This is a genomic window from Streptomyces griseus subsp. griseus (genome assembly GCF_003610995.1).
Classification (GTDB): Bacteria; Actinomycetota; Actinomycetes; order Streptomycetales; family Streptomycetaceae; genus Streptomyces.
In genome coordinates this window covers 4,857,345-4,871,509 of sequence record NZ_CP032543.1, presented here as the reverse complement: position 1 = coordinate 4,871,509, position 14,165 = coordinate 4,857,345, and the positions used below count along the sequence as shown (strand labels likewise).

The window sequence follows — 14,165 nt, the reverse complement described above, 5'->3', positions numbered from 1 at the left end:
GGTGTCAGACGTCGATACGGGACAGCCGGCGGATGACCACGAATCCGACCGCGTACAGGGCGATGGCCACGACCACCGCGGCCTGGCCGATGAAAGCACCGGTCATACGGTCGAGGGCGCCGGGCATGACCGCGTTCATCAGGAGCATCGCGCCGATCCCGAACACCGGTACGGCGTAGGCGGTGACGGTGACCTGGGAGAGCTGGGTCTTGACCTCGCGGCGGGTCTCCTTGCGCTCCTCCAGCGTCTCGGTGAGGTTACGCAGCGAACTGACGACCGTACCGCCGGCCCGGTTGGAGAGGACCAACGTGGTGACGAGGACCACCAGTTCGCGGGAGGGCAGTCGGTCCGTCAGCTCGCTCAGTGCTTCGTCCAGGGATTCGCCAACCGCCAAACGCCTTGCCACGCGCGCCAGTTCCTCGCCTGCCGGGTTCTCCAGCTCCTCCGCCGCCATGGAGAGCGCGGTGCGCAGCGCCAGACCCGCCTGGGTGGCGTTGGCCAGGATGCGGGAGAGCTCGGGGAGTTGGTTGATGAACCGTTCGGTGCGCTTCGTACGCTGCCAGTTGAGGAAGGCGTTGGTGCCCCAGAGGCCGATCAGCGCGGCGACCGGGCCGAAGAAGGCCGCGAGCATGGAGGAGGCGATCATCCACAGCCCGGCCATCGCGAGGAGGGCGTAGACGAAGAACTCGCCGGGGGTCAGCTCCATGCCGGTCGCCGCGAGTTTCAGCTCCAGTTTCCGGCCGAGCGCGGTGGCCCGCAGCCGCCGGTCCAGGCCCCTGAACCTGCGGTGCCGGCCCGTCTCGGTGATCTGGCCGACGTGGGAGAGCCGCTCCACGAGCGCGTCGCGGTCGGCCTTGCCGCCGGAGTAGGCGTACAGGCCCGTCACGCCGAGCACACAGGCGATCAGGGTGACGCCGACGGTGAGCAGGGGGAGGTTGACGTTGTCCATGGCTCGGTACCTAGTTGGCCTCTCGGGTGGCGAGCTGTTCGGCGTGCTGTGCGATGCCGAACGCCTGCGGGATGGGCTGGCTCGCCATGTACAGACGGTCGGCGATCTTGCGGGGCAGCGGCAGATACTGGAACCGGCCGTAGATCCGGCCGTCCGACGCCATCGGCTGCGCGTTGAAGCGGGCCACCGTGACGATCCGGTACGGGTCGCGGCCGTGCGAGTCGAGGACCGCGATCTCGGTGATCTTCCTGGTTCCGTCGGCATGCCGGGTGAGCTGGACGATCACGTCGACGGCGCTGTTGATCTGATCGTGCAGCGCCTCGAAGGGGATCTCCACCTCGGACATCGAGGCGAGGGTCTGGAGGCGCATCAGCGCGTCCTCGGCGTTGTTGGCGTGGACGGTGGCGAGCGATCCGTCGTGGCCGGTGGACATCGCCTGGAGCATGTCGAGGGACTCGCCGCCGCGGACCTCACCGACGACGATGCGGTCGGGGCGCATACGCAGGGAGTTGCGGACCAGGTCGCGGATGGTGATCTGGCCCTTGCCCTCCACGTTGGCCGGGCGGGACTCCAGCCGGATCACATGGCTCTGCTGGAGCTGGAGTTCGGCGGAGTCCTCGATGGTGACGATGCGCTCGGCGTTCGGGATCAGTCCGGAGAGCGCGTTGAGGAGCGTCGTCTTCCCGGTGCCGGTGGCGCCCGAGACGATGATGTTGAGCTTGGCCTGGACGAGTCCCGCCAGCAGGACCAGCATCTGCTCGTCCAGCGAGCCGAAGCCGATCATCTCCTGGAGGGTGAAGGAGCGGGGGAAGCGGCGGATGGTGAGGGTGGCGCCGGTCAGTGAGAGCGGCGGGATGATCACGTTGACACGTTCGCCGCTGGGCAGCCGGGCGTCGACCATCGGATTCGACTCGTCCACACGGCGGTTGACGGTCGACACGATGCGTTCGATGGTCTGCATCAGCTGCTCGTGCGAGCCGAAGCGCAGGGGCAGCTGTTCCACCTTGCCGCTGCGCTCCACGAAGATCTGGTCGGGGCCGTTGACCATGATCTCGGTGATCGACGCGTCCTCCAGGAGCGGTTCCAGGATGCCGAGGCCGAGCGCCTCGTCCACGACGCGCCGGATCAGCTGCGAGCGCTCCACGGTGGAGAGGACCGGGCCCTCGCGGCTGATGATGTGGCCGAGTACGCGCTCCAGGCGGGCCCGCCGGTCGGTGGCCGCCAGCGAGGACATCTCCGCGAGGTCGATCTCCTCCAGCAGCTTGGCCCGGTAGGTGGCCACCAGGTGGCCGTCCTCCCGTCCCCCGCCCTGCTCGTCCGGGGCGCTCATGCGTGCCCGCAGGCTCATCGGCGTAACTCTCCTCGGTGTCGCGGAATGCTGCTGGGTCCGGTCGGCCTGTGCCGTGGGGCGGCTATTCGCGCGGCATCGTGGCGCTCCGCTCGGCCACCCAGCCGTCCAGGCCGGGGACGACGGAGGGGACCTTGACCTGGACCGTCGCGGTGATGTCCTGGCCGCCGCTCTGGCTGTACCCGAACCCGTCACCGCTCAGCCAGTCGCTCACCGCGCCCCGGGCGGCCGATTCCGGGTCCCCGTGGGCGTCGTAACTGGCCGCCGTACGGGCCCCGGCGCGTGCGGCCGTGCCCGCCTGGTTGGCGGCGTACGCGGCGAGGCCGAGCTGGAGGGCGCCCATCGCGACCAGGAGCAGGAGGGGGAGGAAGCCGAGGTACTCCAGAGCGACCTGGCCGCGGTCCCGGCCCTTCCCGGCCTTTCCGCCCTTCCCGGCGGCCCGTCCGGACCGGATGCGTGCGCTGTACGGCATGGTCGTCATCACTCAGTCCTCCAGCGCCGATCCGGCTTCGCCCTTGATGGGGATGTCGAGGTTGAACAGGCTGGGCACCAGCACCGGGACCTTGAGCCGTACGGTCGCCTCGTAGAGGTCCCCTCCCCGGCCGCAGGTGACCCGGGCGTTCTTGGACCAGGCGTCGGGCAGGTCCTTCATCGCGCCGGCCCGGCACGCCGCCTGGGCGCCGTACTCCGCTCCGCTGCCCTTGCGCGCGCCGACGTCCGCCGCGTTGCCCGCGAGGCTGAAGGTGTAGCCGATCAGGGCGCACTCCCAGAGCACGAGCATGATCAGGATGATGAAGGGCGTCATGCCCAGGAACTCGACCGAGGTCTGCCCCCGGTCATCTCCCCCCGGGCGCCGTGGCCGCCTGGGGCCGGGGCCCTCCCGGAGGCTCCTGAGCCCCCGTATGCCGGTGCGGGCCGTCCTCGTCGTGGTCGTCATCGCTCAACGTGTCCCCTCAGCTTCTGCGGGGCCGCCGCGCCCGCGGCGCGGGCGTCCGATGGAGCCCCGGTCGTTCTTGACGGTGCCGCTGTTCCTCCTGGCCAGGGCGCTGCCCTTCTTGGGCGTCGCACTCACCTTGACGATGCCCAGTTCTCCGGCCAGACCCCACAGGGCCTGCTTGACCGTGCTCTTGGCGTCCAGTTCGTGCAGGCGTCCGGAGTCGACGGCGGCCTGGAGCTCCTTGAAGTTGGCGGGGACCGCGGCGGCCGCGACCCGGGTGCCGGTGATCTTCTGGATCAGGGGCGGCTGGATCTCGGTGTTGCGGGTGAAGCGGTTGACGAGGGTGACGGTCTCCTCGGCCTTGCGGATCTGGAGCCGTTCCCACATCCGTACGATGCGTTTCGCGCCGCGCACCGCGACCACGTCCGGGGTCGTCACCAGCAGGGCCGTGTCCGCCATCTCGATGGCCGCCGCGTTGGCCCCGTTCATCTGGCCGCCGCAGTCGATGACGACGATCTCGTACCGGGAGCGCAGGGCGCTGACGATCTGGCGGGCCGAGCGGTCGCTGACCTCCTCGCCGCGTTCGCCCTCGCCGGGGGCGAGCAGCAGGGCCAGGCCCGTGGAGTGGGAGAAGACGGCGTCGGCGAGGACCCGGGGCGAGATGTCGGTGATCAGGGCGAGGTCGACGAGGGAGCGCCGGAACTGTACGTCGAGGAAGGAGGCGATGTCGCCGGTCTGGAGGTCCATGTCGACCAGGGCGACGGTGTGGCCGGACGCCTGGGCGGCCAGGGCGAGTTGGATGGCGGTGACGGTGGCGCCGACGCCGCCCTTGGCGCCGGTGACGGTGACGACGGTGCCGCCGGGGCCGGTGAAGACGTCGTTGGCCGAGGAGAGGTGGCGGCGGACGCCGGTGGACCACTGGGCGGCGGCCTGGACCCGGTTGGCGAGCTCCTCGTACCCCACCGGCAGGGTGACCAGGCCGCGGGCGCCGGAGTCCATCGCGTCGGCGAAGAGGTGCGGACTGGCATCCGTGGTGATCATGACGACCCCGACGGAGGGGAACCGCAGGGACACCTCCCGGATCAGCTCCAGGGCCGGGACCGGGCCGATCCGCTCGTGCACCAGCACCACTTCGGGCAGCTCGTCGAGGGCCTCGCCCGCGAGGCGGGCCAGGGTGTCGATCAGCTGGGTCGAGTCGGTGACCGGTCCGGCCGGTTCGGCGTCGGGCAGTTGGCTGAGCAGGGTGGTGAGGGAGCGGGCCGCGTCGGGATCGCCCACGGCCGGGAGGATTCTGGTGGTCATCCGATCCTCACTTGTCCTTGTCCAGCGTGTAGGTGCGGTCGCCCGGGCGGATGGTGCCGTCGCTGCCCGGGGCGACGAGAGCGAGCCGTACGTGATCCGCGAAAGACTCGGCGTAGGCGATGCGCTGGGTGTCCAGCGTGCTGAGGGCGAAAGTGATCGGCACGGCCTCGGTGACCTGGCTGCGCCGGTCGTCGGCCGACGGGTTGAGAGCGGTCAGCTTGCCGACCTCCAGCACCTTGGCGTTGGAGACGATGACCTTGGACTGGGCGGGGGCGCCGTTCTCCCGCTGCTCGCCGGCGAACGTGGCGTAGATGTTGACCGTGGCGCCCGGTGTGATCTTGCCCGCGACGCCGGTGGCGGCGTCGATCATGATGGCGATCTCCTGCTCACCGGCGCGGAGTTCGGGTTTGCGCACCATCATGTCCGACTGGAGCAGGGAGCCTTGGCGGAGCTGGGTGACGGCGATCTTCGACTCGACCTCCCGCAGGTCGGTCACGGCGTTCTCCGAGAGCCAGCGCTTGGGCATCGTGATCTTCTCGAACTGGCCGCTGTTCAGGGCCGTGTAGGGGGCCACATCGGTCTTCAGCTGGTAGGCGGTCACTTCGGGGCCCACCTTGGAGTTCACATCGCTGATCACCGAGAGCACTCCGGCGAAGGCACCGAAGGCGCACAGGACCGACAGGAGCAGGAGTATCACGCCGCGGCGCTGGCGGGAGTTCATGGGCCGGACAACCTCGTTCGAATCGGATGCGTGGGGCAGCGGACAGAGAGGGATGTGCGGTGAGGCGGTTCGGGCCGGGGTCCGGACGCCTGGGCCGGGCGGGCCTAGGGACCGGAGCGTTCGCCGGCTTCCAACTGGAGGACACCCGTGGACGCCGCGCGGTTCTCGGGAGCGGCGAGCGGTGCGGAACAGAAGGCGCACCGGTCGCCGATGAGCTCCATCTCGCACCAGTGGCACTTCTCCCGGCGGACGGAGGAGACCAGCTGGTACAGGACGGAGAGGTCCGGGAGGTGGGCGGCGAACTCCACCAGCTTTCCCGTGCCCCACCAGCGCGGGGAGTCGGCGGGCAGACCGGTGTCGTGGACGGCCTGGACCTTCCAGGCGGGCGCGAGGGTCTCCTGAACCCAGTCCGACTGCAACTGCCCTTTGGCGACGAGGAGATGCGTACGGAATTCGGGTCCGGCCAGGGCTTCGGCGGCCGGGCTCACCTTGATGAGCTGGGGCCGGGGCCCGGCGAGCACGGCGAACTGGGAGCCGGGGACCCAGGACTTGGCGTGGCTCTTGAGGCTGACCGGGACCCGGTCCAGCTTGGCGACCGAGTTGAGCAGGGCGCCCGCGTAGATGTAGTGCGAGAGCAGCCGGGCGGCGGAGGCGACCACCCCGGGGCTGAAGTGGCAGATGGACAGCTGGCGCATCTGGCGCACCAGTACGGCCACGCCGAGGGGCGGCAGGTCCACCTTGACCAGGGCGATCCGGTCGCTCTCCAGGACCGAGCGGATGGAGTGGAGCCGGCGTTCGTGCTCGGGGCGGATGCCGGACGGATAGAGGGCGATCACATATCCGTGCTGTTCGAGCAGGAGATGCATGTCGCCGATGGCCAGCTCCAGGGCCTGGGCTTCGGGGGCCTGGAGCAGGGCCGCGGTCGGTGTCTGCTGATCGGTGGGCGGCAGCACCAGATCTGCACTCGTCACTGCTATCGCGGTCGGCACGCTCTTCCCCGTTCGGCTCCGGCCGACGTCGGGACGTCGGCCGCAATCGCTCCTGCTCCGTGCTCCTGCCCCAGCACTTTAGCCACGTCTCACCAGGCAGAGAACAGTTATCGGAGACCAGTGCGTCATCATGCGAACACCGTTCGTACGCGGGTCGGGTGCTAAACGGGATGAAATCGATTCCAGTCAACTTCCCTACTGTTGCGGAGCGTTACCGAATCCGTCATCCGGAATCCGGGCGCGCTTCCGTTTCCGCACGTCAGGGCGGGCGGGAGAGCGTTCCGGACCATTCCGGCGGGCCGTTCCCGTCACGGTGCGAAGACCTTCGGCAAGATCACCCATGCGGGTAGCGGGAGGCGGGCCCCGGACCACCTTCCGGCAAAGAAATTCCGGCCCGGGACGCCCCGGGAAGCCGCCCCGGGCATCGGACCGCCCACCCCTCCCGAAGACCCTTTCACTGCCAGAGGTCTTGACAACTTGATTGGTCTGGACCAGTTTATCCGCCAGCGGTGACGACCGCTTCCACGCCACCCGCACGGCCTTCCCCTTCCTCGCCGCCGTGCACCCGCCCGCACCGCCGCACCACCCCCGCCACGCACCACCAACTCCCCACGGAGGCCCCCCGTGCAACGCTCCGCAGGCAGCAGAAGACAGAGAAGGCACAACTCCCGGCCCTTCCTCGGCGGCGCCATGGCCGTCATCGCGGCGGGCGCCCTGACCGTCACCGGGCTCGTCTCCACCGCCCAGGCCGCCGACGTCAACAACGCCAAGAACGCGGGCTTCGAGTCGGGGCTCGCCAACTGGTCCTGTTCCGCCGGAAGCGGCGCCACCGTCTCCTCCCCCGTGCGCAGCGGCACGTCCGCCCTCAAGGCCACCCCGGCCGGCCAGGACAACGCCAAGTGCACGCAGACCGTGGCCGTGAAGCCCAACTCGACGTACGCGCTGAGCTCCTGGGTGCAGGGCGGTTACGCCTACCTCGGGGTGACCGGCAGCGGAACGACCGACGTCTCCACCTGGACGCCCGGCTCCTCCACCTGGACGAAGCTCTCCACCAGCTTCAAGACCGGCGCCAACACCACCTCGGTGACCATCTACACGCACGGCTGGTACGGGCAGTCGGCCTACTTCGCCGACGACGTCGAGGTGACCGGCCCCGACGGCGGTGGCGGCGGCGAGCAGCCCCCGGTCCTGCCGGGCACCCCCGCCGGTCTCACCGCGGGCGCCACGACGACGTCCTCCATCGCCCTGTCCTGGAACGCGGTCTCCGGCGCCACCGGCTACAAGGTGTACCGCAACGGCACCCAGGCCACCACGGCCACCGGGACCTCGGCGACCATCACGGGGCTGACCGCGGACACCGCGTACCAGTTCTCCGTGAGCGCCACCAACGCGGCCGGGGAGTCGGCCAAGTCGGCCGCCATCACCGCCCGTACGGCCAAGCAGGGTACGGGCCCCGGTCCCGGCACCACCGTGCCCAAGCACGCGGTGACCGGCTACTGGCAGAACTTCAACAACGGCGCGGCCGTCCAGAAGCTCACCGACGTCCCGGCCGACTACGACATCATCGCGGTCTCCTTCGCGGACGCCACGGCGACGCCGGGCGCGGTCACCTTCAAGCTGGACTCGGCCGGGCTGAACGGCTACACCGACGCCCAGTTCCGCGCGGACATCAAGACCAAGCAGGCGCAGGGCAAGAACATCATCATCTCGATCGGCGGCGAACTGGGCACGATCCGGGTCGACAACGACGCCTCCGCCACCGCCTTCGCCAACTCGGTGTACGCGCTGATGCAGGACTACGGCTTCAACGGGGTCGACATCGACCTGGAGAACGGCCTCAACGCCACCTACATGACGAAGGCGCTGCGCCAGCTCTCGGCGAAGGCGGGCAGCGGGCTCGTCATCACGATGGCCCCGCAGACCATCGACATGCAGTCGACGTCGGGTGAGTACTTCAAGACGGCGCTCAACATCAAGGACATCCTGACCGTCGTCAACATGCAGTACTACAACAGCGGTTCGATGCTCGGCTGTGACGGCAAGGTGTACTCGCAGGGATCGGTGGACTTCCTCACCGCGCTCGCCTGCATCCAGCTGGAGGGCGGCCTCGACCCGAGCCAGGTCGGCATCGGCGTCCCGGCCTCCACCCGGGGCGCGGGCAGCGGCTACGTCTCCCCGTCGATCGTGAACGCCGCCCTGGACTGCCTGACCAAGGGCACCAACTGCGGCTCGTTCAAGCCTTCGAAGACCTACCCGTCGCTCCGTGGCGCGATGACCTGGTCCACGAACTGGGACGCGACGGCCGGGAACGCCTGGTCGAAGGCGGTCGGCCCGCACGTCCGCAGCCTGCCGTAGCACCACCGCACCACCCCGGAACCTGCAGCGCCGCCGCTCCCCCGGCGGCGCTGCGGCGTTCCATGAGCCGGCTTCCGCAAACCGGCTTCAGAGAGTCGGATTCAGAGAGTCGGATTCCGTAAGCCGGTTTCCGTAGGTCCCCCGCATCACCAGGGCAGTTCACGCACCTGCTGCACGCAGAGCACGACGAACAGCAGCCCGGCCACGGCCAGCATCCCGTTGCTGAGCGGTCCGTTGCGCCACTCCCTCGGCGTACGGGAGGAGTTGAGCAGCCACAGCAGGGTCAGGGCGAGGAACGGCATGAAGAACGCGCCGAGCACCCCGTACGCGATGACCAGGCCGAAGGGCTCGTCCAGCCAGAGCAGGGTCATCGGCGGGAAGGTCAGCCAGAGCAGGTACGCCCGGAACGGCAGCGACCGCTGCTGCCGGTCGACGACGGCAGGACCGGCGTGCTCCTTCTCGCCCTCCGCCGGGGCGCGGAACCGCTCCACGAAGTCGGCGAACATCAGGCTCACCCCGTGCCAGACGCCGATCAGCGAGGAGAACGAGGTGGCGAAGAAGCCGACCAGGAACAGCTTCGCGGTGCCCGCGCCGAACCGGTCCTCCAGCACCTTCCCCAGGTCGATCAGCCCCCGGTCACCCGAGGTGAGGGCGATCTGCGAGGCGTGCAGCAACTCGGCGCCGACGATCAGCATCGCCACGACGAAGATCCCGGTGGTGATGTAGGCGACCCGGTTGTCCAGCCGCATCACCTGCATCCAGGAGGAGTTGCTCCACCCCTTGGCGTTGACCCAGTAGCCGTACGCCGCCATGGTGATCGTGCCGCCGACGCCGCCGATCAGCCCGAGGGTGTAGAGCAGCGAACCGTCCGGCAGTACGGGGACGAGCCCGGCGAACGAGGCGCCCGCATCGGGCACCACCCGGGCGGCCACGTACACGACCACCACGAACATGATCCCGACCAGGACCGTCATGACCTTCTCGAAGACGGCGTACCGGTTGAACCAGACGAAGGCCAGACCGGCCAGCCCGGTCACGATCGCCCAGAACTTCAGCCCCGGCCCGTCCGGGAAGAGCGCCACGATGGGCAGGGCGCTGGAGGACATGGCCGTCGCCCCGTAGATGAAACCCCAGATGACGACGTACACCGCGAAGTAGACGGTCGTCCACGCGCCGATGCTGCGCCAGCCGTCGAAGAGCGTGCGCCCGGTCGCCAGGTGCCAGCGCCCGGCCGCCTCGGCGAGCGAGATCTTGACGAGGCAGCCGATCACCGCCGCCCACATCAGGGTGTACCCGAACTTGCTGCCCGCGACGAGCGTCGCGACCAGATCACCCGCCCCGACGCCGGTCGCCGCGACGACGATCCCGGGGCCGATGTACCTCCAGCTGGATTGACGCGGTCGGGAGGCCGGCTCCCCTGTCTCTGTGGTTGCGTTCGTCTCCGACATGCCGATCAAGGAAGCGCAATCGGGTGGCCGGCACAAGGGGGCGTGCGGGGGTCGGGTGGGCGGGGGCCGCCGTGACCCCCGCCGCCCGCCCGCCCTAGATCACCAGGCTGAGCAGCGCCGCGACCGCGAAGCCCGCCACCGACAGCACGGTCTCCAGCACCGTCCAGGACTTCAACGTGTCGCGTTCCGAGATGCCGAAATACTTCGACACCATCCAGAAGCCGCCGTCGTTCACATGCGAGGCGAAGATCGAACCGGCCGAGATGGCCATGATGATCAGCGCCAGGTGGGCCTGGGAGAGGTCCTGGCCCTCCACCAGCGGGACCACGATCCCGGCCGTGGTGACGATCGCGACGGTGGCCGAGCCCTGGGCGACGCGCAGGACGACCGAGATCAGCCAGGCGAGCAGGATCACCGGCAGGCCCACGTCGTTGAACGTGTCGGCCAGCGCGTCCGCGATGCCGCTGCCCTTGAGTACGGCGCCGAAGATGCCGCCCGCGCCGACCACCAGCAGGATGTTGCCGATCGGCTTGAGCGAGGACGTGGAGACGGACTCCAGGGACTTGCGGGACCAGCCGCGGCGGATGCCGAGCAGGTAGTACGCCAGGAACAGCGCGATCGTCAGGGCGACGAACGGGTTGCCGAAGAACTCCACGACCGAGCGGAGAGTCGAAGGGTTCAGCGCGATGGAGGAGAACGTCGCGGCGAGGATCAGGATCAGCGGGGTGCCGATGATCGCCAGGACCGTCAGGAGCGGGACCGGCTTCTCGTGCGGGGTGACCCCGGCGGCGCGCTGTTCGGCGGCTACGGCGGCCTTGGCTTCCTCCGCGGCCTCCACCATGTCCTGCGGTACGTCGACGAAGATCCGCTTCCCGATCCAGGAGGAGTACGCCCAGGCGGCCAGGACGGACGGGATGCCGACGACGGCGCCCATCAGGATGACCCAGCCGAGCGACACGTTGAAGAGTCCGGCGGCGGCCACCGGACCGGGGTGCGGGGGCAGGAACGCGTGGGTCATCGACAGCCCCGCCAGCAGCGGCATCGCATAGAGCAGGATCGATTTTCCGGAGCGCTTCGCGGCGGCGTACACGATCGGCGCGAGGACGAAGATGCCGACGTCGAAGAAGACCGGGATGCCGAAGACGAGACCCGTCATCCCCATGGCGAGGGGGGCGCGCTTCTCTCCGAAGGCGTTCAGCAGGCGGGCGCTCAACACCTGGGCGCCGCCCGAGACTTCGAGGATCGCGCCGAGCATCGTACCGAGCCCGATGATGATCGCGACATGGCCGAGGATGCCGCCCATGCCGGACTCGATGACGGAGACGGCGGCGGATTTCTGCACCGTGCCGAAGAGCTCGGTGACCGAGAGCCCGGCACCGAGGCCGACGGCTATGGAGACCGCGAGCAGGGCGACGAACGGCTGGAGCCTGACCTTGATGATCAGGAAGAGGAGGAGCGCGATACCGAGGGCGGCGACGGTCAGCAGACCGGCGGTGCCGTCGATCAGGAGGAGCAGGCCACCGGTGTGCGGTGGCGTCTCGACCGGCGGTGGGGTGGCGGCGAGAAACAAGGGGACTCCGGTGGTGCTGGAGGAGGGTATGGGGGAGCGCGGCACGGCGCCCCGGAAGAGCGGGACGCCGCGCCGTACGGCTTGCTGAAGCGGTTCTGCGGGCGCGAGTGCAGGTGCGGACGCGGACGCGAGTGCAGCTGCGCGTGCGGGCGCGGGTGCGGGTGCGGCAAAGGGATCAGTGGGGCCTGGCGTCCGGTGGAGCCGGGTCGGCCGGCCGGGCCGGGACCGTCAGCTGAGCACCGCGAGGGCGTCGATCTCGATCAACAGGCCCTTGGGCAGGCCGACGTAGACCGTCGTGCGGGCCGAGGGGGCCTCCTTGAGGTTCTGCTCGGCGAAGTACGCGTTGTAGATCTCGTTCATCTCCGCGAAGTGGTCCACGTCGGTCAGGTAGACGCGCATCATCATCACGTCGTCCCAGCTCGCGCCGCCCTCCTCCAGGATCGCCTTGACGTTGGCGAAGGTCTGGAGGGTCTGCTCGCGCAGGGTGGGTCCGGCGGGGGTCGGGGCCTGTCCCTCGACGGCCGGGAGGAAGCCGACCTGGCCGGCGACCTGGAGGATGTTCCCCTTCCGCACGCCGTGCGAGAACTTCGCGGGCGGAGTGGTGTGGGTGGAGGGGGTGAGGGCGGTCTTCTCGGTCATGGCTGATCAGGCTTTCTTGGGTCGGTTGCTGCCGGAGAACTCCCGGCTGATCGTCTCGGCGGTGCGCCGGACCAGCGGGAGCAGGGTGAGGAGCTCCTCGGCCGTGACGACCACGTTCGGTGCGGAGACCGACATGGCCGCGACGACCCGTCCGTCGGCGCCCCGGATGGGGGCGCCGACGCAGTTGATGGACTCCTCGTGGCCACCGAGGTCGGTGGCCCAGCCCTGTTCGCGCACGACGGCCAACTCCTTGAGGAAGGCGGCCGCGCTGGGCGTCGAACGGGGCGTGTACATGGGGTAGTCGAGCTTCTCGGCGATCGCGCGCCGCTCGGGCTCGGTGAGGTCGGCGAGCAGCAGCTTGGCCACGGCCGCGACGGTGATCGCGACGGGCTTGCCGATCCGCGAGTACATCCGGACCGGGTAGCGGCTCTCGACCTTGTCGATGTAGAGGACTTCCTGCTCCTCGTAGACCGCGAGGTGCACGGTGTGCCCGCACTTGTCGTTGAGTTCGACCAGGTGGGGGTGGGCGATCTCGCGTACGTCGAGGTTCTCGACGGCCTCCTGGGCGAGGGCGAAGAGCCGGGCGCCGAGGCGGTAGCGCTGGTCCTGCTGGCGGTAGACGAGCCCGTGCTCGTGGAGCGTACGCAGCAGGCGCAGCGCCGTGGACTTGTGGACGCCGAGCCGCTCGGCGACCTGGCCGAGGTCGGCGGGGCCCTGGGCGAGCAGCGGCAGGATGCTGAGCGCCCGGTCGACGGTCTGGCTCATGGCGTACGTACCTCCTCGGGGGCCCGGTCGGCTGCGGTCCAGCCGGGGCCGAGACGAAGTCTCCCCCAGGCACCGTCGTCGAGGGCGACCAGCCGGTCGGCGTGGTCACGGGCGGGCGGCTCGGTGAGGTCCCCGGGCACGGTGAGGACGGCGGCGGCCATGAGATGCCCGTGCCGAACCCGGTCCCGCACCGGCAGCCCACGCAGGGTCGCGGAGAGGAACCCGGCGGCGAACGCGTCCCCGGCCCCGACGGCGGCGACGACGTCCACGTGGAGGGCGGGGACGGGGGTGACCGTTTCAGCCCCTTCGGCGTTCGAGGAGCGGGGTCCGGGGCGGCGCCCCGAGAACACCGTCGCGCCCGCGCTCCCCCGCTTCACCACCACCACGCCCGGCTCCGGCAGAGCCGCCCGGATCGCCTCCGCGCCCACGATCCCCCATGCCTCCTCCGCCTCGTCCTCCCCACGAACACCAGGTCGCAGCGGCGAGCCAGCTCCAGCAGCACGGACGCGTCCGCGCCCCGCCACAGGTGCGGCCGATGGTTCACATCGAACGACACCAGCGGCCGCCCCGGACGCGGAGCCGTCAGCTCCCGCAGCAGCTCCAGACAGTCCGCCGACAACGCCGCCGTGATCCCGGACAAATGCAGCACACGACCCGCGAACACCTCCTCGTACGGCACGTTCGCCGGGGACATCGCGGACGCCGCCGACCCCGCCCGGTAGTACGCCACCTCGTGCGCCCCCGCCCCGCGATCCGTCGCCGTACGGAAGTAGATCCCCGTCGGACGCAGCGGATCGCGCCGCACAGCCGACGTGTCGACCCCGTACCCCGCGATCGTCTCGACCAGGTGGTCGCCGAAGCCGTCCGCCCCGACCCGCCCCACCCACGCCGCCCGGTGCCCGGCGGCGGCGAGCGCGCAGGCCACGTTGGACTCGGCGCCGCCGATCCCCCGCCCGAAGGACGGCACATCGGCGAGGCGGCCGGGCTGCGAGGGCAGGAACGTCACCATGGACTCACCGAGACAGACGACCTCGGTGGTCGCGTCGGCGCGGGCCGTCCCTGCTGCGGGTCCGGACACTGAAGGCTCCTCGCTGATCGGCGTGCGGGCCGGTGGTCACCATTGACCGGGCATCGGCTCGGAT

12 protein-coding genes and 1 pseudogene are annotated in these 14,165 nt (G+C 70.0%); 1 reads left to right on the top strand and 12 read right to left on the bottom strand.

The window, feature by feature from the left end:
• Positions 1–4: 4 nt before the first annotated feature.
• The 7 genes from D6270_RS22105 to D6270_RS22075 form a co-directional block, all read right to left on the bottom strand.
• Complete coding sequence (locus D6270_RS22105; protein ID WP_109163867.1) at positions 5–949, bottom strand: type II secretion system F family protein; 945 nt, start codon at positions 947–949, stop codon at positions 5–7.
• A gap of 10 nt (positions 950–959) precedes the next feature.
• Complete coding sequence (locus tag D6270_RS22100; protein ID WP_109163868.1) at positions 960–2,297, bottom strand: TadA family conjugal transfer-associated ATPase; 1,338 nt, start codon at positions 2,295–2,297, stop codon at positions 960–962.
• Positions 2,298–2,361: 64 nt separating this feature from the next.
• Positions 2,362–2,778, bottom strand: a complete 417-nt coding sequence (locus tag D6270_RS22095; protein ID WP_109167312.1) for a TadE/TadG family type IV pilus assembly protein — start codon at positions 2,776–2,778, stop codon at positions 2,362–2,364.
• Between the two features lie 3 nt (positions 2,779–2,781).
• Complete coding sequence (locus D6270_RS22090) at positions 2,782–3,234, bottom strand: TadE family protein (RefSeq protein ID WP_109163869.1); 453 nt, start codon at positions 3,232–3,234, stop codon at positions 2,782–2,784.
• Between the two features lie 3 nt (positions 3,235–3,237).
• Positions 3,238–4,536: a CpaE/TadZ family protein gene (locus D6270_RS22085; RefSeq protein ID WP_109163870.1), complete on the bottom strand. Its 1,299-nt coding sequence runs from the start codon at positions 4,534–4,536 to the stop codon at positions 3,238–3,240.
• A 7-nt stretch (positions 4,537–4,543) separates the two neighbouring features.
• Entirely contained in the window at positions 4,544–5,257 is a 714-nt protein-coding gene (gene cpaB / locus D6270_RS22080; RefSeq protein WP_109163871.1) for a Flp pilus assembly protein CpaB, read from the bottom strand.
• A 104-nt stretch (positions 5,258–5,361) separates the two neighbouring features.
• Positions 5,362–6,228 (bottom strand): hypothetical protein, encoded by an 867-nt coding sequence (locus tag D6270_RS22075; RefSeq protein WP_204117074.1) that lies wholly within the window; start codon positions 6,226–6,228, stop codon positions 5,362–5,364.
• 642 nt (positions 6,229–6,870) lie between these two features.
• Between D6270_RS22075 and D6270_RS22070 the strand changes: the two genes are divergently transcribed.
• Complete coding sequence (locus tag D6270_RS22070; protein ID WP_318780028.1) at positions 6,871–8,601, top strand: chitinase; 1,731 nt, start codon at positions 6,871–6,873, stop codon at positions 8,599–8,601.
• A 146-nt stretch (positions 8,602–8,747) separates the two neighbouring features.
• Here D6270_RS22070 and D6270_RS22065 read toward each other — a convergent pair whose 3' ends face one another.
• The 5 genes and pseudogenes from D6270_RS22065 to D6270_RS22045 form a co-directional block, all read right to left on the bottom strand.
• Entirely contained in the window at positions 8,748–10,049 is a 1,302-nt protein-coding gene (locus D6270_RS22065) for an Nramp family divalent metal transporter (protein WP_109167313.1), read from the bottom strand.
• Between the two features lie 94 nt (positions 10,050–10,143).
• Positions 10,144–11,619: a GntP family permease gene (locus D6270_RS22060; RefSeq protein WP_109163888.1), complete on the bottom strand. Its 1,476-nt coding sequence runs from the start codon at positions 11,617–11,619 to the stop codon at positions 10,144–10,146.
• Positions 11,620–11,847: 228 nt separating this feature from the next.
• Positions 11,848–12,258, bottom strand: coding sequence for a RidA family protein (locus D6270_RS22055; protein ID WP_030561417.1), 411 nt, complete (start codon positions 12,256–12,258; stop codon positions 11,848–11,850).
• A 6-nt stretch (positions 12,259–12,264) separates the two neighbouring features.
• On the bottom strand, positions 12,265–13,023 hold the full coding sequence (locus D6270_RS22050) for an IclR family transcriptional regulator (protein ID WP_109163892.1): 759 nt from the start codon (positions 13,021–13,023) through the stop codon (positions 12,265–12,267).
• Positions 13,020–14,101: pseudogene (locus D6270_RS22045) on the bottom strand (sugar kinase). Before D6270_RS22045 ends, D6270_RS22050 begins: the two are co-directional and overlap by 4 nt.
• Positions 14,102–14,165: the final 64 nt, after the last annotated feature.